The sequence below is a fragment of the Sphingomonas sp. AC411 genome, assembly GCF_979253035.1.
Genome location: NZ_CEEDAQ010000001.1, coordinates 294,272 through 314,523, shown reverse-complemented (window position 1 = coordinate 314,523; position 20,252 = coordinate 294,272). Strand labels below are relative to the sequence as shown.

19 protein-coding genes and 2 pseudogenes are annotated in these 20,252 nt (G+C 66.6%); 9 read left to right on the top strand and 12 right to left on the bottom strand.

The window, feature by feature from the left end; translation table 11 throughout:
• Positions 1 to 190 precede the first annotated feature (190 nt).
• From AC0IX7_RS01605 to AC0IX7_RS01585, 5 genes and pseudogenes are all read right to left on the bottom strand, one after another.
• Positions 191 to 582: pseudogene (locus AC0IX7_RS01605) on the bottom strand (NADH:ubiquinone oxidoreductase subunit NDUFA12).
• Positions 583 to 961: 379 nt separating this feature from the next.
• Entirely contained in the window at positions 962 to 1,387 is a 426-nt protein-coding gene (locus AC0IX7_RS01600; RefSeq protein WP_471813684.1) for a DUF192 domain-containing protein, read from the bottom strand.
• 68 nt (positions 1,388 to 1,455) lie between these two features.
• Positions 1,456 to 2,166 carry a cold-shock protein gene (locus tag AC0IX7_RS01595; protein ID WP_471810150.1) on the bottom strand — a complete coding sequence of 237 codons (711 nt, stop codon included), beginning with the start codon at positions 2,164 to 2,166 and terminating at the stop codon, positions 1,456 to 1,458.
• Positions 2,167 to 2,316: 150 nt separating this feature from the next.
• On the bottom strand, positions 2,317 to 2,658 hold the full coding sequence (locus AC0IX7_RS01590; protein WP_471810149.1) for a hypothetical protein: 342 nt from the start codon (positions 2,656 to 2,658) through the stop codon (positions 2,317 to 2,319).
• Between the two features lie 11 nt (positions 2,659 to 2,669).
• Entirely contained in the window at positions 2,670 to 2,891 is a 222-nt protein-coding gene (locus AC0IX7_RS01585) for a hypothetical protein (RefSeq protein WP_471810148.1), read from the bottom strand.
• Positions 2,892 to 2,997: 106 nt separating this feature from the next.
• Here AC0IX7_RS01585 and AC0IX7_RS01580 point away from each other — a divergent pair.
• Both AC0IX7_RS01580 and AC0IX7_RS01575 read left to right on the top strand, forming a co-directional pair.
• Positions 2,998 to 4,757 (top strand): annotated as a pseudogene (locus AC0IX7_RS01580) (fatty acyl-AMP ligase).
• A 190-nt stretch (positions 4,758 to 4,947) separates the two neighbouring features.
• A complete protein-coding gene (locus tag AC0IX7_RS01575) occupies positions 4,948 to 7,251 on the top strand; it encodes a putative bifunctional diguanylate cyclase/phosphodiesterase (protein ID WP_471810147.1) in 2,304 nt (767 codons plus the stop codon).
• Positions 7,252 to 7,285: 34 nt separating this feature from the next.
• Here AC0IX7_RS01575 and AC0IX7_RS01570 read toward each other — a convergent pair whose 3' ends face one another.
• Positions 7,286 to 8,590: a M20/M25/M40 family metallo-hydrolase gene (locus AC0IX7_RS01570; RefSeq protein WP_471810146.1), complete on the bottom strand. Its 1,305-nt coding sequence runs from the start codon at positions 8,588 to 8,590 to the stop codon at positions 7,286 to 7,288.
• A 300-nt stretch (positions 8,591 to 8,890) separates the two neighbouring features.
• Between AC0IX7_RS01570 and AC0IX7_RS01565 the strand changes: the two genes are divergently transcribed.
• The gene (locus AC0IX7_RS01565) at positions 8,891 to 9,463 is read left to right on the top strand and encodes a hypothetical protein (protein ID WP_471810145.1); all 573 of its coding nucleotides are present in this window, start codon (positions 8,891 to 8,893) and stop codon (positions 9,461 to 9,463) included.
• A gap of 59 nt (positions 9,464 to 9,522) precedes the next feature.
• Here the strand turns inward: AC0IX7_RS01565 and AC0IX7_RS01560 are convergent, their stop codons facing one another.
• Positions 9,523 to 9,978 carry a universal stress protein gene (locus AC0IX7_RS01560; RefSeq protein ID WP_471810144.1) on the bottom strand — a complete coding sequence of 152 codons (456 nt, stop codon included), beginning with the start codon at positions 9,976 to 9,978 and terminating at the stop codon, positions 9,523 to 9,525.
• 134 nt (positions 9,979 to 10,112) lie between these two features.
• Between AC0IX7_RS01560 and AC0IX7_RS01555 the strand changes: the two genes are divergently transcribed.
• The 5 genes from AC0IX7_RS01555 (at position 10,113) to AC0IX7_RS01535 (ending at position 15,446) form a co-directional block, all read left to right on the top strand.
• The gene (locus AC0IX7_RS01555; RefSeq protein ID WP_471810143.1) at positions 10,113 to 11,465 is read left to right on the top strand and encodes a pyruvate dehydrogenase complex dihydrolipoamide acetyltransferase; all 1,353 of its coding nucleotides are present in this window, start codon (positions 10,113 to 10,115) and stop codon (positions 11,463 to 11,465) included.
• A 108-nt stretch (positions 11,466 to 11,573) separates the two neighbouring features.
• Positions 11,574 to 11,786, top strand: a complete 213-nt coding sequence (locus AC0IX7_RS01550; protein WP_248521393.1) for a hypothetical protein — start codon at positions 11,574 to 11,576, stop codon at positions 11,784 to 11,786.
• Between the two features lie 43 nt (positions 11,787 to 11,829).
• Positions 11,830 to 12,171: an acyl-CoA thioesterase gene (locus AC0IX7_RS01545; RefSeq protein WP_093399601.1), complete on the top strand. Its 342-nt coding sequence runs from the start codon at positions 11,830 to 11,832 to the stop codon at positions 12,169 to 12,171.
• Between the two features lie 19 nt (positions 12,172 to 12,190).
• Positions 12,191 to 13,585 carry a dihydrolipoyl dehydrogenase gene (lpdA, locus tag AC0IX7_RS01540; RefSeq protein ID WP_471810142.1) on the top strand — a complete coding sequence of 465 codons (1,395 nt, stop codon included), beginning with the start codon at positions 12,191 to 12,193 and terminating at the stop codon, positions 13,583 to 13,585.
• A gap of 418 nt (positions 13,586 to 14,003) precedes the next feature.
• Positions 14,004 to 15,446: a hypothetical protein gene (locus AC0IX7_RS01535; protein WP_471810141.1), complete on the top strand. Its 1,443-nt coding sequence runs from the start codon at positions 14,004 to 14,006 to the stop codon at positions 15,444 to 15,446.
• Here AC0IX7_RS01535 and AC0IX7_RS01530 read toward each other — a convergent pair.
• The 4 genes from AC0IX7_RS01530 to AC0IX7_RS01515 form a co-directional block, all read right to left on the bottom strand.
• Positions 15,433 to 16,551: an RcnB family protein gene (locus AC0IX7_RS01530; protein ID WP_471810140.1), complete on the bottom strand. Its 1,119-nt coding sequence runs from the start codon at positions 16,549 to 16,551 to the stop codon at positions 15,433 to 15,435. The genes AC0IX7_RS01535 and AC0IX7_RS01530 overlap by 14 nt on opposite strands.
• A gap of 118 nt (positions 16,552 to 16,669) precedes the next feature.
• On the bottom strand, positions 16,670 to 17,161 hold the full coding sequence (locus AC0IX7_RS01525; RefSeq protein ID WP_471810139.1) for a GAF domain-containing protein: 492 nt from the start codon (positions 17,159 to 17,161) through the stop codon (positions 16,670 to 16,672).
• Between the two features lie 167 nt (positions 17,162 to 17,328).
• Complete coding sequence (arfB, locus tag AC0IX7_RS01520; protein WP_093399511.1) at positions 17,329 to 17,754, bottom strand: alternative ribosome rescue aminoacyl-tRNA hydrolase ArfB; 426 nt, start codon at positions 17,752 to 17,754, stop codon at positions 17,329 to 17,331.
• An 18-nt stretch (positions 17,755 to 17,772) separates the two neighbouring features.
• The gene (locus tag AC0IX7_RS01515; RefSeq protein WP_471810138.1) at positions 17,773 to 18,492 is read right to left on the bottom strand and encodes an RluA family pseudouridine synthase; all 720 of its coding nucleotides are present in this window, start codon (positions 18,490 to 18,492) and stop codon (positions 17,773 to 17,775) included.
• Between the two features lie 47 nt (positions 18,493 to 18,539).
• On the opposite strand from AC0IX7_RS01515, the gene AC0IX7_RS01510 reads away from it, so the two are divergent.
• Positions 18,540 to 19,289, top strand: coding sequence for a M15 family metallopeptidase (locus AC0IX7_RS01510; RefSeq protein WP_471810137.1), 750 nt, complete (start codon positions 18,540 to 18,542; stop codon positions 19,287 to 19,289).
• A gap of 160 nt (positions 19,290 to 19,449) precedes the next feature.
• Here the strand turns inward: AC0IX7_RS01510 and AC0IX7_RS01505 are convergent, their stop codons facing one another.
• On the bottom strand, positions 19,450 to 19,872 hold the full coding sequence (locus AC0IX7_RS01505; protein WP_471810136.1) for a hemerythrin domain-containing protein: 423 nt from the start codon (positions 19,870 to 19,872) through the stop codon (positions 19,450 to 19,452).
• Positions 19,873 to 20,252 lie beyond the last annotated feature (380 nt).

Sequence of the window (20,252 nt, the reverse complement as noted above, 5' to 3'; positions counted from 1 at the left end):
CCGCCATTGGCGATCGCCGCGGCACCGGTCTCGATCGTCTCGATCGACGAATTGCCCGGCTCGTCCGCGCCCGGCAGGTCCTGCTGGACTGCGGCAACCGGCGTCGCAGGCGTGGTGAGCGCGCGGTATCCGAACCAGCCGCCCACCGCCAACGCCACGACCAACACGGCCGCGGCGAGCCAGCGCATGATCACCCTTCGGGCGTCCAGGCTTCGTAGTCACCCGTCGCGGTGGCGCGCTTGCCACCCTTTTCGAGCGCACCGGCGGGACGATAGGCGAGCGCGGTACCGGTCATGTTCGGCACCGCCGGCTTCTGCCAGGTGCGGACCGGCGGCAGCGCGCGATCGGGCACGTCGTCGACCTGGTGGTGCAGCCAGCTGAACCACGCCGGCGGCACCCGGCTGGCGTCGGTCGCGCCCTGGTAGATCACCCAGCGGCGCGGGTTGCCCGCGGTGTCCTTGCCGCCCTGGTAATAGACGTTGCCGAGCGCGTCCTCCCCATCTTCGCCATGCTGCGCAGGCCGAATTTGGTGCCGAGGGTGGCGCCGTTCCACCACGTGAATGTCGATGCGAGAAAGCCCATGCGCCGCGCTTAACCCGAGTGGGGGCGGGCTTCAACCATGATCATCGGAAGGCGCGCGCATAGCGCCTGCAAGATCCTCCCCGCAAGGGGAGGTGGCGCCGCAGGCGACGGAGGGGGCGGACACGGAACCGAGGTATCGCCTACCTCCCCTCCGTCAGGCTGAAGCCTGCCACCTCCCCTTGCGGGGGAGGATCGTAAAGGTCCGCCGTGGAGGCGATCGTTATGCCTTGGATGCAACCCCACTTGTTCTCCCGCGAAGGCGGGAGCCCAGGCTGGGTCCCCGCCTTCGCGGGGAGACACTTCGCTGGAGACGTCGGCTAGCCAAATACCCACCCCGGCGAAGGCCGGGGTGGTGTAATCGATCGAACGGTTCGCCTGCTTACTTCGCCTTGTCCCACGTCACCAGATCACCCTCGGCGATCCCCAGCTCCGCAGCCCTGCCGCCGATCAGTTCCAGCACCGCACCGACCGGCTCGCCCGAGGGAATCGGCGTTTCCGAGAACGGCACCGTATTCTCCGCGATCCGGGCGATCGTGCCGTCAGCGCGAATATACAGGATATCCAACGAGCTCGGCGTGTTCTTCATCCAGAAACTCGCCGCGACCGGTGCGCCGCCAGTCGGCGGATACGGCCAGAACAGCATGCCGCCATCGGGCTTCAGGTCGGTGCGAAACATCAGCCCGCGCGCCTGCTCGTCCTGCGTCTTGGCGCTCTCCACCTTGAACGTGTGAGTCCCGTTCGTGCTCTTGATCGAGAGCGGCAACGTGGCGACGGTCGCCACATCCGATTTAGCGTCGCTGTTCATGTACGCGACACCCCCGGCGCCGACGCCCAGCGCCAGCACCCCCGCCAACACGGCCTTGGCAACAAAACTCATCCCAGATCCTCTTCGACCGCAACGGCCAGCGGCCCCTTGCGCCCGGCGACGACGCGCACGCGCAGCGGTTGATCGGGTTCGACCGACTCGATCCCTGCGCGGCGCAGCGTTTCCATGTGGACGAAGATGTCGCTGCCATCGGCGCCCCGTACCAGGAAACCATAGCCCTTCAAACGGTTGAACCATTTGACTGCCGCCGCTTCATACGGCCCGGCGGCGTCGATCATCGCGATCGGATCGATCCGATCAGGCGAGGTGGGAGGACGAACCGTTTCCTCGACCGCGTTGGTCATATCGATCGAGACGATCTCACGCGCCTGGAATCCGCGCCCGCGCTGCACCGCCAGCGTCTCGACCCGCGCGCCCTCGGGCAGGCTGCGACGACCATGCGGTTGCAGGACGGAGAAATGCACGAGGATATCGCCGACGGCCGCGTCGTCCGCGACCGCAAACCCGAACCCGCGGGTGACGTCGAACCATTTGATCACGCCGCCGATCGCGCGCACGTCGACCGCACGCCCATCGACCCCGCGCCCATCGACCGCGCGCCCATCGCCCCCACCCTCGTCGATGGTAGCCACGGCATCAGCCGAAACCGATTCCTCCGCCGCCTCCAGGACAGGTTGCGAAACCGATCCCGGGACTCTGATCATCGCCGATACGGCCTGCGCCGTCATGTTCGCATCCTGCTGCGTGTCGTTACGCATTGTTACACCCCTGAGCCCCTTGCTAGCACGCTTCGTCGCAACCGCAACGAACCCGATGCGATCCTCAGTCGAAATCCATCGATTCGGGCGCGTCGGACGGCGGCGCAGCAACAATTTTGCGCGCGAGATCGAACCGGTGGCCCGCCCGCATCATCGCCGCGAGCTGTTTTTCGTGAAGCTTCCGGTCGCCGTCGCCATTCCCGTAAGGCCCGATCGCTTGCGCCGTGCAAAGGCGAGCGCCGATTCGACGGCGCGATCGGCGATCGCGGGCGCCACCGACTCCGCATCGCCCTCGTCGATCCCCGCCTCGCGAAACGCTCCCGCGACCCGCCGCGCGCCGAGCCCGCGTCGCTGCATCGCAGCAGCCCGCTGTTCGGCAAAGGCCCGGTCGTCGACATAGCCGAGATCGGCCATCCGCTGCGCCAGTTCGGCGGGCTCGGCCAGTGCCGCGGCGGCGCCCCTGTCCCAGCCGCGCTCGCGGATCTTGCGCATCAGATAATCGGTCAGCCGCCCCGCGTCGTCGCGAACCGCTCGACATAGCGCAGCGCCATCCGCTCGAGCGCCGCGGCGTCTAGCGGTTTGGGCGGAGCACGTTCGGTAGTACGCCCACGTCCACCGGTACCCGCGCGTGCGCTTCCAAACCCTGGTCCAAACCCTGGCGCGCCCGACTTGCCACGGCTTTTGGGGCGCCCAGTCGCGCGATCGGGGTCGTCATCGTCGGACACGCCATCATTGTGCCACACTGACACCCGAAGTTGAACGGCTAGACTAGAAATAGGTGTGCTGCGTTCAGCCGCCATGCCGGGCAAGACGCCAAAGACAGGAACTGCGATGACGACAGAGACGCTTCAGAAGGACGGCCAGACCGCGGCGACGATCGTCGCGACGCCGACCGAGGACGCCCTGCCGCGCCGTTTCGCCGATTTCGGCACGCTGGGTGAAGCGCTCGATTACGCCGCGAGCGGCAACCGCGGCCTGAACTTCCACGACGCGCGCGGCACGCTGTCGCAGCCCTACCCCTATTCGCAGCTCCGCACCGACGCCCGCGCGATGGCCGACCGCCTGATCGCCGCCGGCGTTGCCCCTGCCGACCGCATCGCGCTGGTCGCGGAGACCGGCCCCGAATTCGCAGCGCTGTTCTTCGGTGTCGTCTATGCCGGCGCATGGCCCGTGCCGCTGCCCCTGCCGACCTCGTTCGGCGGCCGCGATTCATATATCGAACAGCTCCGCGTCCAGCTGGCCAGCTGCGACCCGAAGATGCTGATCTTCCCGCCCGAACTCGCGCAGATGGCCGGCGAAGCCGCGCGCCTGTCCGGCACCATCGGCATCGACTGGTCCGAGTTCGCCGCCAAGGACGCGCCGGTCGCGACGCTGCCCGAGGCCAAGCCCGACGACATCGCGTATCTGCAATACTCCAGCGGCTCGACCCGCTTCCCGCACGGTGTCGTCATCACGCACGCCGCTTTGCTCAACAACCTTGCCGCGCACAGCCACGGCATGGAAGTCTGCGACACCGATCGCTGCGTCTCGTGGCTGCCCTGGTATCACGACATGGGGCTGGTCGGCTGCTTCTTGTCGCCGATCGCCAACCAGGTCTCGACCGATTATCTCAAGACCGAGGATTTCGCGCGCCGTCCGCTCGCCTGGCTCGATCTGATCAGCCGCAACACTGGCACGACGCTCAGCTATTCGCCGACCTTCGGCTACGATATCTGCGCGCGCCGCATGTCGTCGCAGACCAAGGCGAGCGACCGCTTCGACCTGTCGCGCTGGCGCGTCGCGGGCAACGGCGCCGACATGATCCGTCCCGACGTGATGCAGTCGTTCGTCGACGCGTTCGCCGATGCGGGCTTCAAGGCGAGCGCATTCCTGCCGAGCTACGGCCTCGCCGAAGCGACGCTCGCGGTCTCGCTGATGCCGCCGGGCGAAGGCATCCGCGTCGAGCTGGTCGAGGAAACGCAGTTGTCGGGCGGCTCGCGTGGCGGGGACCGTCCTCAGCGCTACCGTGCGATCGTCAACTGCGGCAAGCCGGTCCGCGACATGCAGATCGAGATCCGCGAAGAGGACGGTACCCCTCCCCGAGCGCGCGATCGGCAAGGTCTGGTGCAAGGGCAAGTCGGTGATGGTCGGCTATTTCCGCGACGACGCGGCGACCGAGGCGTGCATGTCGGACGGTTGGCTCGATACCGGCGACATGGGCTATATGTCGGACGGCTACATCTACATCGTCGGCCGCGCCAAGGACATGATCATCGTCAACGGCAAGAACCACTGGCCGCAAGATATCGAGTGGGCGGTGGAACAGCTTCCAGGCTTCAAGGCCGGCGACATCGCCGCGTTTGCGATCACGACCCCGGTGGCGAGGAAACCCCGCGGTGCTGGTCCAGTGCCGCAGCTCGGACGAGGCCGAACGGCTGCGCCTGCGCGACGAGATCTGCGAGCGGGTGCGGTCGGTGACGGGCATGAACTGCCTGATCGAACTGATCCCGCCGCGCACCCTGCCCCGCACCTCTTCGGGCAAGCTCAGCCGGGCGAAGGCGCGCAACCTGTATCTCAGCGGCGACATAAAGCCGTATGACATCGCGGCGTAACATCGCCGTCCTGTAAATAAACTGCAGCCGAGAAAGACTGACCGAGCCGTAACTTAGCCCCTTTCTGCCGAGCGATTGCATCCATTTCGGTGCTATGCGAACGTTCCGCTAACCAACGTGTCTTAAAACTGACGTCGTGAGTACCAGATCGCCTTTTCTATCGAGCCGGACCACGGTCGATATTCCTACGTTGCTGGGCTTGCGCGATGGCGCGGACCCGGCCGAATGGAGCCGAATTCGCGCCGCACAGTTGTTCGCAGGCCGACGGATGGCGTTGTTCCTGCTCACGGCCAATCTCCTCGCGGCGCTGACGACCGCGGCGTTGCTCGACGGCCTCTCGCCATTCTGGGAGATCGCGACGTGGTTCGCGGCGGTCGTCGCCATTGCCCTCACCGTCGCATTTCGTCGTCTGGCGACCCACCATCGCGGCGACAGCTATGCGAGCGTCCGCGACGTGCGCAACACCGGATGGGACGGACTGGCGCTCGCCCTGGCCTGGTCCGCGGTACCCGTGCTGTTCTGCACGCATGCGCCGTCGGGGACGACCGCCGGGCTGGGGATAACGCTCGCGGTACTGATGACGGCGGCGGCGTTCGCGATGGCGCCGCTGGTGCTCGCGACGCTGGTGTTCCTCGGGTATCTCGGCGCCGCGATGGTCATCCAGCTTGCGATGGCGGGGACGGTCGCGGCGGCGATGGGGATATTCGCCTTTACGGCAATGCTGATGATCATCTGCGTCAGCCGTGCGCGGACACTCGTGCTGATCCGCGCCGGCGAGATCGCGCTCGGCGAACGCAACGAGACCGTCAGCCTGCTGCTCCGCGAATTCGAGCAGACCGATGCCGACTGGCTGTGGGAAACCGATACCGCGCGTCGGATCGTCCGGGCCTCGGCGCGGTTCGCCTATGCCTGCCGGCTCGATCCGGCGGGGATCGAGGGCATGCCGTTCCTCCAGGTTCTCGCGGGGCCGACCTGGGAGACGGGCAATTTCGCCGCGGGGCTGCGCACGCTCGCCGAAAAGCTGAAGGCGCGCGAAAGTTTCCGGGATCTGCGCTTGCCGGTGCAGATCGACGGGGAGGACCGCTGGTGGGAACTCGCGGCTTCGCCCCGGTTCGGCGATCTCGGCGAATTTGTCGGTTTTCTTGGTGTGGCCTCCGACGTAACCGAACAACGCGCCTCGGCCGACCGGATAAATCGCATGGCGCGGTTCGATACGCTCACCGGACTACCCAACCGCCTGATGGTCAACGAAACGCTGGTGAAGACGATCGCCGAGGCCGACCGGTCCGGCGGACGTTACGCGTTCATGATGCTCGATCTCGACCGCTTCAAGGCAGTCAACGATACGCTCGGCCATCCGATCGGTGACCGCCTGCTCGGCCAGGTCTCCGAGCGCCTCGATCAGCTGATGGGCGAGGCGTATCTATGCGGTCGGTTGGGCGGCGACGAATTTGCCGTTGTCGTCCGGGACGCCAGCGACACCGTCGCGATCGAACGACTTGCGCAGCGTATCATCGAGTCGCTGTCGCTGCCGTACGAGATCGACGCCCACACGCTGTATATCGGCGCGAGCATCGGCCTGGCGATCGGCCCTCGGGACGGGCGTACCGCGGAAATGCTGGTGCGCTCTGCGGACCTGGCGCTGTATCGCGCCAAGGATGCGGGTCGTGGCGTGTTTCGTACCTACGAGCCCGAATTGCACGTACAGGCCGAAGAACGCCGCGTGCTGGAACTGGCGCTGCGAACCGCGGTCGAAAACGGCGAAATGCACCTCGAATATCAGCCTGTCGTCGATGCAGAAGCTGGACAACTCAGGGGTTTCGAAGCGCTACTGCGGTGGAAAAGTCCGGAATTCGGTACGATTCCGCCGAGCAAGTTCATCCCGCTCGCCGAGGACGCACGACTGATCGCGCCGATCGGTGCCTGGGTATTGCGCACCGCCTGCGCCGAGGCGGCGAAATGGCCGTCGGATATCCGCATCGCCGTCAATGTATCGGCAAACCAACTGCAGAATCCCGGCTTCCTCACCACGATCGCATCGGCACTGTCGAACGCCGGACTTTCTCCCGAACGCCTCGAGCTGGAAGTGACCGAAAGCGTGTTCCTTCACGAAGGGCTCGGGGTGACTCGAGTATTGGACCGACTGCTCGGTCTCGGCGTGCATCTCAGCCTCGACGATTTCGGCACCGGCTATTCCTCGCTCGGCTATCTCAGCCGTACGCGGTTCTCGTCGATCAAGATCGATCGCAGTTTCATTCACGACGCGGCCAAAGGCGTTCGCGAAGCCGTCGCGATCGTCCGCGCAGTGATTGCGCTTGCCGAAAGCCTCGACATGGCGACGACGGCGGAAGGCGTGGAAACTGCCGCGGAGCATAAGATGGTCCAAGAGTTCGGCTGCACCATGGCCCAAGGCTATTATTTCGGGCGCCCGATGTCGGTCACGGACGCGCGTGCCCTCGTCAATCGCCGTTGGAAAGCATCGGCCGCCGCCTGACCTTGCCTGGCGGACGGCTACCCATGGAGCGCTGTTACCGCCGCCGCTCTCGTCCCCCGAAACTCACCAAGCTTTCCGCGCCATTCGCCGACAGCGCCGAGACGCCGACGAAATTGTCGTCCACCGGCACCTGCACGAGCAGCGTTTGCGTCCCCGTCACGTCGCGCGTCTCCGCCCAGTCCTGCGCGTCGTTGCGGCGCCAGCGGACCCGGTATCCCGCCGCGCCGGGTACAGCGGTCCACTTGACCGTCGTGTCGCGCGACAAGGCACCGGCGATCGTCACCTCGTCCGGCGCAGCGGGTGCACCGGCAATACGTGCCAGGGTGGCGACGTTGATCGCAGTGACTTTCGCAAGATACGGGAAATCCATGCCTTCGATGGTGTCGCCGTAGACGACGCCGTTCTCGGTACGGAGGTCCTGGTGCTGGCGGTCCCAATTCTCGGCGGCGACCGAGAAGCGCACGGCAGGATAGCCCAGTTTGAGGAAGGGCTCATGATCGCCACCACGGCCGAACCGGTCCGGTCGACGATCGAGCATCACGTCGAGCCCGCCAGGAACGGTGCCCGCGATCCCGTCGATCGCCTTGGCCAGCGCGCGGCTGGGGCCATCGTCCTCGCCACCCTCGGCCCGGCGGCCCTGCTGCGCGACCAGATCCTCGGAGGCGCGGATACCTTCCGAGAACACGCGGACCTTGTCGGCGACGCGTACGCCGCCGTGCCCGACCGTGTTGCCGACGATGTCGTTGTTGAGCATCGCCGACACCTTCCAGCCGCGCGCCTTGGCGGTGTCGGCGAGCAGTTCAGCGCCCCAGAGCCCCTGTTCCTCGCCCGAGAATACCGCGTAGACGATCGTCGCATCGAACTGGCGTTGGGACAACAATCGTGCCGCCTCCAGCACCAGCGCAACGCCCGACGCGTTATCGTTCGCGCCCGGCGCATCGGACGTGACGTTCATCACGTCGGTCACCCGGCTGTCGATATGCGCGCCGACGATCACCACGCGGTTCGGGTCGCGGCCCTTCTGGATGCCGAGTACGTCCTCGACGACGACCCCGATCGGTGCACGCGGCCCGGTGAAGGTCCGCGCGATCCGCTCGACCGTGACGCAGCCGCCGCAGGTCGCGCCGATCTCGGTAAAACGCTGCGCCGCCCAGGTCCGCGCGGCGCCGATGCCGCGCTTGGGATCGGTAGTAGTCGACGCGGTGTGGCGCGTGCCGAAGCCGACCATCGCGGTGACGTCGGCCTTGAGCCGGGCCGCGGATGGCGCGGGCAGACGGGCGGGCGGGGAAGAAATCGGGGCGGCGGCTGCGAGAAGCAGCGGGACTGCGAATAAGGGCATGGCCAATCGTGCCCGTATCGGCGGCGCGGCTCAAGCCGGGAAATGCAGCAATCGAACTGCGTCCGCCGCGCATCCCGAACCGTAACTCGGCACACAGCTCAATATAAGTTCGCTTAATGGTTATGATCTATGTTTCAGACAGATAAAGCAAAACACTAAAAGCGCCGTCGAGGTTACAGGGAGCCGAGATGATATTGGGGCATTCGATTTCGACCGCTGCAGGGGTTATCCAGACGATCGACGAGATCCGTCGCGACGACATTGCAGCGCACACAAAAACAGCTGGTCGGCCGGTCGTATATGTCCATCACCCACCCGGGAGACATTGCGCGCAACCTTGCACAGGTCGCCGCACTGCAACCCAATGGGAGTTCGGCGCGAATACGAAAACGGTATATCGGCGGCGACGGTGCGGTCATCACGCTCGAAGTCCAGGTTTCGCGAATCGGCAGTTGCAGCGACGGATATCTCTTCGGTACGCTGTCGACCGTGCCGCGCGCCCTGCCCGCGGTTACCAGCCTCGCCGCTGCCGATACTGTGCCCTATCGGCTGTGGCGTCGGGCTAGGGATCTGCTCGACGTCATGCGGTCCCGCGATACGATATTGGGGGCCGACCTGTTTGCGGATCACGCCTGGGCCAGTTTGCTGATCGTCTATGTCGCAGAGGCCGAGAGCCGGATCGCGACGGTGGAATCGCTCGTCGCGCAGCTCAGCCTGTCACGCGCCACGCTGATGCGCTGGCTGCACGTGCTCCAGGCGAAGTCTCTGATCGAACAGATCGACAGGGACCTCGACGCGGTCCAGCTGACCCGGACCGGGATCGAGCGTATCGAGCGGCTGCTCTCGACCAAGGCGCCGGTTACGGTTGGCTGAGGCGGCTGGCTGACGGGGCCCACTCAAGGCGGCCGGCTGACACAGGCAGTTGACCGGGCTCAGCTCAACCGGTCGATCGCCTCGCGGGTCAGCGATCCCGGGATGATCATCACCGGCACGGGCAGCGCCCCAGCATCGGCACCGGTGAAATGCGCGATCAGTTCGCCCGGCGCACCGGTCGCCGCGGCCCCAAGCACCAGCGCGGCAATCTCGGGATTTGCCTCGATCATCTCGCGGATGATCTTCGGCCCCTCGCCTTCGCGGACCGTAATCGACGGGCGCAGCCCCGATTCCTCCAGCAATGTACCAGCTGCCCCCGCGACCAGCCCTTCGGCATGCAGCCGTGCCTCTTCCTCGATCGTCGCCTGGACGCCGCCGAACGCGATGAACTCCTGCGGCGGGATCACCGTCAGGATCTCGACGCCGCCGCCGGTCTTCACGGCACGCCGCGCGGCAAAGCGCAACGCGATGCCGGCTTCGGGACTGTCGTCGATAACCACCAGATAAATGCGCATTTTGGCCCCGTTATGCGACGTAGGTGGCCCGAAGCCGTGCACGACGCAAGACCGCCGAGTTGCGCCGACGGGGTTGACCCGAGCGGACGAGAGCGCGAGTAGGCATGCCGTTACGTCACGCCCTGGGGAAATCCATGTCGATCGAGATCAAGATGCCTGCCCTGTCCCCGACCATGGAGGAGGGTACCCTCGCCAAATGGTTGATCAAGGAAGGCGACGTCGTGAAATCCGGCGACCTGATGGCCGAGATCGAGACCGACAAGGCAACGATGGAATTCGAAGCCGTCGACGAAGGCACCGTGGTCAAGATCCTCGTTGCCGAGGGTACCGACAACGTGAAGGTCGGCACGGTCATCGCGATCATCGCCGAAGAGGGCGAGGATGCGTCCTCCGTTTCTTCGACACCTGCGAAGAGCGAGACGCCCGAGCCCGCCGCCAAGGAATCGGAAGCCAAGCCCGACCCGAAGGATCCCAACGACACCGGCAGCGAGACCAAGCCGGTCGAGCGCACCGAGGCTTCGGCCGAGGATCATGGTCGTCCGGACGACGCCGGTGCGGCAAAGCCCGCCGCCAGCGGTGACCGCGTGAAGGCCAGCCCGCTCGCGCGTCGCCTCGCCGCCGACAAGGGTATCGATCTCGGTGCCGTATCGGGTTCGGGGCCGAAGGGTCGGATCGTCAAGGCCGACGTCGAGAGCGCGAAGCCGGGTGCGGCGCCTGCCGCTGCAAAGACCGAAGCTGCTGCGCCGACCGTCTCCGCTGCTCCGGCACCTGCCGCCAAGCCTGCGACCGTGCCGGATATCCCGCATGAGGCGACCAAGCTCAGCAACGTGCGCAAGACGATCGCGCGTCGCCTGACCGAGTCGAAGCAGACCGTTCCGCACATCTATCTGACGGTGAACATCCGCCTCGACGCGCTGCTCAAGCTGCGTGGCGAGCTGAACAAGAGCCTCGAATCGCGCGGCGTAAAGCTGTCGGTCAACGACCTGCTGATCAAGGCGCAGGCCGTCGCGCTGATGCAGGTACCGACCTGCAACGTGATGTTCACGCCCGACCAGCTGATCACGTTCCAGCGCGCCGACATCTCGGTCGCGGTGAGCACGCCGTCGGGGCTGATCACGCCGATCATCGTCGGTGCCGACACCGCGTCGCTGTCGTCGATCTCGACGCAGATGAAGGATCTCGCCGCCCGCGCCCGCGACGGCAAGCTGAAGCCCGAGGAATATCAGGGCGGTACCGCCTCGATCAGCAACATGGGCATGTTCGGGATCACGCAGTTCGATGCGGTCATCAACCCACCGCAGGCGATGATCCTCGCGGTCGGCGCGGGTGAGAAGCGTCCGTTCGTGGTCGGCGACGAACTGACCGTGGCGACCGTGATGTCGGCAACGGGCAGCTTCGATCACCGCGCGATCGACGGTGCCGACGGCGCGCAGTTCATGAAGGCGTTCAAGCACCTCGTCGAGAACCCGCTGGGCATGCTGGCGTAAGATCGTGACGACCGCCTCCCCTACCCCGTTCGCCCTGAGCGAAGTCGAAGGGCATGAGACCCATGTACCTCGACTACGCTCGGCACGAACGGTTTAGGGGTGTTCGACATGAAGCAGACGACCATCGAGATCCTGCACATCCTTGCAGGCCTCGTCGTCGCAATCGCGATCACCTGGGCGGCGGCATGGTCCTATCCGCTCGGGCAGGACGTGATCTGGGCGTGCGGTGCGGCGGCGATGGTCGCGACCGTGCTGATGGGCGTGGGGCCTTTGCGCCGCGCGCGTCGTCTCGACCAAACGACCCGCAGGAGTGAAGCGTGACCGACCTGCCCCCAATAAGGCCCCGACGATCCGCGTCACCGCGATGCCCGCCGACGCCAACCCTTACGGCGACATCTTCGGCGGCTGGCTGATGGGCCAGATGGATCTCGCGGCCGGCTCGGTAGCGTCGCGGCGTAGCGGCGGCCGTGCCGTCACGATCGCGGCGGACGCGATGAAGTTCCACATGCCGGTCGTCGTCGGCGACGAGGTGTCGGTCTACGCAGACCTGATCGCGGTCGGTCGCACCTCGATGACGATCGAAGTCGAGGCTTGGCGTCGCGCGCGCCACAGCAACGACAGCTGCAAGGTGACCCAGGCGCGCTTCATCTTCGTGGCGGTCGGCGACGACCGCAAACCGCGGCCCGTGCCGCCCGAAACCAACTGATTTTCTGAAGGACTCTCACGTGGCTGATACTTTCGACCTCGTCATCCTCGGTTCCGGCCCCGGCGGCTACGTCGCCGCGATCCGCGCGTCGCAACTCGGCCTCAAGGTCGCGATCGTCGAGCGCGAGCGGCTGGGCGGCATCTGCCTCAACTGGGGCTGCATCCCGACCAAGGCGCTGCTCCGCACCTCGGAAATCTATCACTACATGCAGAACGCCGAGAGCTATGGCCTCAAGGCGGACAATGTCGGCTTCGATCTCGCCAAGGTCGTCGACCGGTCGCGCAAGGTCGCGGGCCAGCTGAATGCGGGCGTGAAGGGCCTGATGAAGAAGAACAAGGTGACCGTCGTCGAAGGCGTCGGCACCGTGACGGCGAAGGGCAAGCTGTCGGTCAAGCAGGGCGACAAGACGGTCGAGCTCGAAGCCAAGAACATCATCGTCGCGACCGGCGCGCGGGCGCGCGACCTGCCGTTCGCCAAAGCCGACGGCGAGCGGATCTGGACCTATCGTCATGCGATGGTGCCGACCGAGATGCCGACCAAGCTGCTGGTCATCGGCTCGGGCGCGATCGGCGTCGAGTTCGCCAGCTTCTACAACGACATGGGCGCCGACGTGACGATCGTCGAGATGCTCCCGCGCATCCTTCCCGTCGAGGACGAGGAAGTCTCCGCGTTCATGGACAAGGCGCTGACGAAGCAGGGCATCAAGCTGCTGACCCAGACCGGCCTCGAAGGGCTCGCCCCGTCGGCGAACGGCGTCACCGCCAAGATCAAGGCGAAGGACGGCAAGGTTTCGGAAGAGACCTTCAGCCACGCGGTCATCGCGATCGGCATCGTCCCCAACACCGAGAATATCGGGCTGGAGGCGCTCGGCGTCGAGACCGACCGCGGGCACATCAAGACCGACGGCTATGGACGTACGAACGTCGACGGCATCTGGGCGATCGGCGACGTCACCGGCGCGCCGTGGTTGGCGCACAAGGCCAGCCATGAGGGCATCATCGCGGTCGAGAAGATCGCCGGCGGTTCGCCGCACCAGATGGACAAGGCCAACATCCCCGGCTGCACCTATTCGCGCCCACAGGTCGCGAGCGTCGGCATGACCGAGGCGAAGGCCAAGGAAGCCGGCTACGAGCTGAAGGTCGGTAAATTTCCCTTCATCGGCAACGGCAAGGCGATCGCGCTGGGTGAGGCGGAAGGCTTCGTCAAGACCGTGTTCGATGCGAAGACCGGCGAACTGCTCGGCGCACACATGGTCGGCGCGGAAGTCACCGAGCTGATCCAGGGCTATGTCGTCGCGCGCCAGCTCGAGACGACCGAGGCCGAACTGATGGAGACGGTGTTCGCGCATCCGACGCTGTCCGAGATGATGCACGAGAGCGTGCTGGCGGCGTACGGCCGCGCGATCCACTACTGACCCTGCGATCCTCCCCCGCAAGGGGAGGTGTCAGGCGCTTGCCAGACGGAGGGGCGGTAAACGCCAACCTTGGTTCCGTGTCCTCCCCTCCGACGCCTTCGGCGCCACCTCCCCTGGCGGGGAGGATACGCGCTTATACCGCCCTTCCCCGTCATCCTGACGAAAGTCAGGACCCAGGGTACCAACCGCAGCGCCCTTGGCTCTGGGTCCTGACTTTCGTCAGGATGACGGCAGGCGGGTGCACGCAGCCCACCCCCGACCATTTTGCACCCGGCCGACCCGTTAAGTCGGGCAAACCATCCCGTTTCGGCCCTATCTTGCTTGACCGTCGCTCATGTCCCATCGAAGGGGCGTGGCGGTCGTGGGGTCCAGCGCTCCACGATTTCGCGAACACAAGCCCCCGGTGCAGGACCCGCGAATGTCGATCGAACCCGTACCACGCGCCACCGCTCGCATCGCCATTCTCGCCGCAACCGCGCTGTGCGTCGCGTCGCTCGCGCTCTTTTGGCCGGGCACCGCGATGTACGATACCGTCGCGCAATATCAGCAGGTCCTGTCGGGCGTGTACGACGATTGGCACCCGCCGATCATGGCGCGCATCTGGACGGTGATGGCACCGTTCGGGCCCGGCGCGACGCCGATGCTCGTCGTGCAACTCGTCACCTATTGGCTCGGCCTCGGCCTGATCGCCGGTGCGCTTGCCCGCCTCGGGCGCCCCGCAGCGCGCTCGCGATCCTCGTCATCGGCCTTTACCGCCGTTCCTCGGTTGGCAGGGTGTCGTGCTCAAGGACGCGCAACTTGCCGGCGCGTTGCTCGCCGCAGTCGGGATCGTGGGCTGGTGGCGCCTCGCGGGCCGCCCTTTGCCCGGCGCGATGTGGATACCGGTGACGCTGCTGCTCGCCTATGCCGTGCTGGTCCGGGCGAACGCCGTGTTCATCGTCGTGCCGCTGGTGGTGATGCTCGCGCCGCGCCCGCCGGCCTATTCGCCAAGACCGTCACCGGCCTGATCGCGGTGGTCGTCGTCCTCGGCGTCGCGCCGATCATCAACCATCAAGTCCTGGACGCGCAACGCAGCGGCGTCGAGGCGACGCAGGCACTCTACGACTCGGCCGGCATCGCCGCCCGCGTGCCGGACAGCACCACTACCGGCCTGACGCAGGCGGAAGCGGCGACCGTGATCGCCCGCCACTGCGCTAAACCGTTCTTCTGGGATCCGCTCGGCGACGACGTACATTGCGGGACGACGATGGCGCGGCTGAGAGCGTTGCCGACCGCGACGCTCTACGTCACGCTGGCGTCCGCGGCGCTGCATCACCCGATCGCCTACGCCACGCACCGCTTCGCGCATCTGAACTCGACCGACCGCTGGCTCGTACCGTTCCACTGGCCGAGCGCCGCGCCACCGACCGCGTCCGAACCCAATACGCTCGGGCTCGCCGACCCCAATGCCGCCGCCCGCACCTGGGAAGGCATGACCGCCGCGACCGTCGAGACGCCGCTGGGCTGGCCGATCGCATGGATCGTCGTCGCGATCACCGCACTGGCGACATGCCTGTCGCGCCGACGCGACGCCGTGCGCGACTTCGCCACCGCGCTGCTGGTGTCCGCGCTTGCCCTGGAGGCGAGTTTCGCGGTCCTCAGCATCGCCTCGGATCTGCGCTATCACCTGTGGCCGATGATCGCGACGGCGGTGGCTGTGGTCCTGCTCGCCGACCGAACCCCACCGCTGCGAACGCTGACCATCGGCGGCGGGGCTCTCATCCTGGTGATCTTCGGCGGGCTAGCCGCGCGCGCGACGCTTCCCTGCCACCGCAGAGTTACGCGGGTATGCTCGGCTGAGCCGCCCTTTAGCGCCGCCTGACCTTCCGTCGAGGATACGCATCGTAATATTGGGTGGTCGTCGTTGTCGTCGTGGTAACCGGTACAGACTGGACGATCACCGTCGTCGAACCCGCCGGATATGCGCCGCCGCTCGTTGTCGTAACCGTCGTCGCGCCGTCGGGTGAGACCCATGTGCCGCCCGGCGCGACCGTATAGCTGCGCGGCGGGGCATAGTCCCCGCCGTAGGGCTGGGGCGCGTAATCGTCGGCATAAGCGGGCGGCGGCGGTGCGTACTCGGCTGCGTAGGCCGGCGGGGGCGGATAGCCGGCTCCGTATCCTGAAACGCGTGCTGGTGGAGGGGGCGGTGGCGGAGGTGACGCAAGGCGGCCCCGGTCCTCGGTCTTTTCGATCGCGTATCCCGCCGCGGCACCGACGCCAGCACCGATCAGGGTCCCGCCCAGGCGATTGCCGCGACCCGCGATGACGTTGCCCGCGACGCCGCCGGCAACCGCGCCGATCGCTGCGCCACCCAGACCGGTGTCACGCCGAGGCGCACCGCGATCGTCATAGGGCGCGGCGTATCCGCGGTCGCTCGGCCCGGCATAGACCGAGTCGTTGGCGGCATAGTCGCGGGGGCTCACGGCCACGTAGCCGTTGGAGTCGTAGCGATCCCAGTCGATGTCGCTCGCCGTGTCGTAGATCGATCCGCGCGAGTCGATCAGCACCGCATCGTCGTAATAGCGCGCCCAGTTATAACCCTGCGGCGGTCGGGAAAGGCCATAGGTCGACCAGTCGCCGATATAGAAGCGCGGTGCGTTCCAATAGGTCGGCACGGCCCAACCACGATGCGGGCGACGGTATCCTGCCCAACCGCCGGGCGCGTTGGCGCCGCCCCACCAGCGCCCGCCGATCTTGCTGCCCCAGCGCGGCTGGCGGCGCGTTGCGGCCCGCTGCGATCCGACCGGTCGGGAGGACGTGTGAACGACGGGCGGACGCGCGGCGATAGGTCCCGGGCGACGAGGGTTTGCCATCGGCGCCTGCATCGTCGCACCCGGCACGCCGTAGCTGGTGCCGGGGCGCTGCTGGGCCTCCGCTGCGCCGCTGACGACGACAAGCCCTGCGCTCGCGATCAAAAGGCTCCGCATGTCCGTCTCCCTGGTTCCGCCACCCTATCCCGCGCAAACGCCGGATTTCTTAACGGGTTGCTTACCAAAGCCGCAGAGGAGTCACCAGCGAGCGTACCGTCCCGAAACGGATCAGGTCCTACAGCCGCTCGCCGAGCAGTGCCGCCAGCGCCTCGCACCCCGCCGCGTCCTCGGCATCGAACCGCGCGGGTTCGGGGCTGTCGAGGTCGAGCACCGCGACCAGCGTGCCGTTCTTGGTCACCGGCACGACCAGTTCGGAGCGGCTCGCAGCATCGCAGGCGATGTGGCCGGGGAACGCATGCACGTCCTCGACCAGTTGCGTCGTCAGCGTCGCGGCGGCGGCACCGCAGACGCCCTTGCCGACCGGGATGCGGATGCAGGCGACCTTGCCCTGGAACGGCCCGAGCACGAGTTCGCCGCCCTGTGCTTCGGGCACCAGCCGGTAGAAGCCCGCCCAGTTCAGGTCAGGGAGATATTCCCACATCAGTGCGGCGGCGTTGGCCATGTTGGCGATCGGGTCACGCTCGTCCGCGGTCAGCGCGTCGAGCGCGGCGAGCAGGTCGCGGTAGAGATCGGCCTTGGTGCCGGCGGAGATATCGAACTGGTACATCGGTCTTCCTTGATTGAGAGGCAGCTAACGCTCCTCAAATCCGTCACCCGGCAAACGCTAGGGTGACCCAACGGCAATGTGGTGATCCTCCCCGCCAGGGAGGATCGCAAGGTCGTGGGCTAGCCCCGCCCAACGAACGTCGACGACCCGCCCACGGGCATGGCCGCTCAATCGTCGCGGACCTTGCCGCGTCCCGCCTTGACCCCGCTCCGCACCTTCTTCGTATCGACCCGTCGTGCTTTCGCCGCCTTGGACGGCTTGGTCGCGCGGCGGGCCTTGGGGACGATCGTCGCTTCCTTGATCAGCGCGACCAGCCGCTCGCGGACTTCCTGCCGGTTGAGCAGCTGCGAGCGCGAGCCTTCGCTACGCAGCACCAGCACGCCGTCGCGGGTGAGGCGCGATCCCGCGAGCACGGCAATGCGGTTCTTGACCGCCAGCGGCAGGCCGGGCGAGAGGCCGACGTCGAAGCGCAGGATCACCGCGCTGTCGGTGGTGTTGACGTGCTGGCCACCGGGACCGCCCGAGCGGGTCGTGCTCTCGATCAGTTCGCTGTCGTCGATCGAGATCGACCGGGTGATCGGGATCGCGACCATAAGCCCCTCCCTCGGCTCTCAGCCGTCGGTGGAATCGGGCGTCGTCACCGCGTTGGCAACCGGAGCGACGTCGGCGGCTGGCGTCACCTCGTCGGCGAAACCGGCCTTGGCGAACCTTTCGGGCAGCGGCGCTTCGGCGAGCACGTCGGGCTTGCCCGGACGCGGTACGATCAGCCGCTGCGCATGGAGCATCATGCCGAGCCCGTCCGCCTGGCCGTACACGCCGTCGCCGACCACCGGCGCGCCGAGGCCGCTCGCGGCGTGGACGCGGATCTGATGCGTGCGGCCGGTCTCGGGCAGGAATTCGACCAGCGAGCGGCCGTCCTTGATCTCGAGCAAGCGCCACTTGGTGCGCGACTTCTTGCCGTCGGGATCCTCGACCATCCGCCAGCCGGTCTCGGCGGTGCTGACCTTGCCCAGCGCCATCTCGATCAGGCCGGACGTGCCTTCGACCACGCCGTCGAGCAGCGCGACATAGCGCTTCGACACGAGACCCTGTTCGAACGCTTGCTGCAGCCGGGCATGCGCCTTCGGGTTGCGCGACAGGAGGAGGCATCCGCTCGTATCGCGGTCCAGGCGATGGACCGCCTTCGGCCAGCGCTGGAAGCCGAACTTCAGGCTTTCGAGATGATTTTCGAGGCTCAGCGAGCCATCGCGGGGTGGATCGACCGGCAACCCCGCGGGTTTGTCGATTACCAGGGCCTCGCCGTCGAGGAAGAGTACGCGTTCACCATGCATGGCGCCGCCCTTGCCATCATTAGCGCCTGCGTGCCAGAGCCGTCACGATGTTGCACCGTATAGTTGCCCTTGTTCTGGTCCTGGCACCGACGGTCGCCGAGGCACAATTGTGCGAAGGCCAGAGCGCGGCGATCGCGCCGGATGGCCGCGCGTTCGGGCATTTGCCCTATGGCGATGCGCCCGAAAGCGAGCTGGTCACGCTGCCGTCGGAGTATTCGGTGGGCAATCCGTGCGTGGTGCGTGCCGACATGCTGCCCGATCTGTTGCGACTGTTCGCGGCGGCGCAGGGCGATCCCTCGGTGATGGGCCAGCTCCGCGCGCTGTCGTGCCAGCGGTCGATCGCCCGCCAGCGCAGCGTCTTCTGCCGGGGCGAGACCAGCAGCGCGGCCGATCGCGCGATCTCGGTCGCTCCGCCGGGGTATAGCGAGCATTCGACCGGCTATGCTCTGGATTTCGCGGTGCGGCCGGCGAACGGGTGTCCCGATGCGGAGGCGTGCATGGCCGCGACCCCTGCTGCGCGTTGGCTTCGCCTGAACGCCCCGCGGTTCGGGTTCGAACAGAGCTTTCCGGGTGGGAACAAGCAGCACGTGAAGTGGGAGCCCTGGCATTGGCGCTGGGTGGGCGCGAGCGGTAATGCGCGTGGGGCAGCGAAGGCGCGGTTCGTGTTCGCGCGCGCGCGACGGCAATACCCGGCGGACCCTGGGGTGGTGCCTCTGGTAGTGAAGTTCAGCGCACCGCCGCCGCTGCCCACGCCGGTTGCGCCACCGCCGTCCCGGTCGAAGAAAAGGCGCCGCTGACGCCAAGGGGTCGATCCTCCCCCGCCAGGGGAGGTGGCTCGCCCTTGCCAGACGGAGGGGAAGACACGGAACAGAGGTCGCGCTTGCCTCCCCTCCCTCACCTTCGGTGCCACCTCCCCTGGCGGGGAGGATCGGTTCAATCAGCGATCCTGCAGCCCGATCAGTGCAGCACCGCGCCACCCGGACGCACCACGCCGTCACGCAGCGCATAATCGTACAGGATCTCGGTCTCGAGCATCACCTGGCTCGATAGCCGGTCGAGCATCGACTCCGCCTGGACGCCGAACTTTTCCCATTCGTCTGGCTTGATGACCGGCAACCAGCGGCCGATGAACGCTTTCCAGTCGGACCGGAGGATGTCGAGATTCTCCTCCATCGTCGCGATCGTGTCGGGCGAATATTTCGCCTCCATCGCCACCACGGTGCGGTCGATCACTTCGTCCTCGAGGTCGAGATGCCTGGCGACGGTGACCGCGAGTTCGATCAGCTTTCGCGAGGCGAGGCCGCTCTGTTCGCGTGAGCCCTGCGCCAGGTCGGCGAGGACGATGCACTGCTCGGCGATCTGCTTGTGATCGTCGATCAACTGCGCCCAGTTGCGCGATCCTCGTCCGAGGCCGCCTGGACCATCACCCTGTCGCTTGCCACCTTGTCGTTCATCCTGTCGTATCCCCCGTACGTATACGATCGACGCCTTGCTGCGGATGCGCCTAGCGGTGCAGGCGATCCACAATCTATAGTATTTTCGTCACTGGCGACGCTCCAAAACCACCCATTGCGAGCCCCGGCGGCAACGTATCGTGCCGCATTTCGACACCAGCCCTTTGACAGAACGCGGTGCCGCGCCTATATCCGCCTCTCACCCCAGCATCCGGGAAATGACATGCCGTCGCGCAGCGTGTCGATCGTATTGGATACCGAGGTTTCATACGCTGAGAGCCGCCGCACACGATGCGCGCGGCCTTT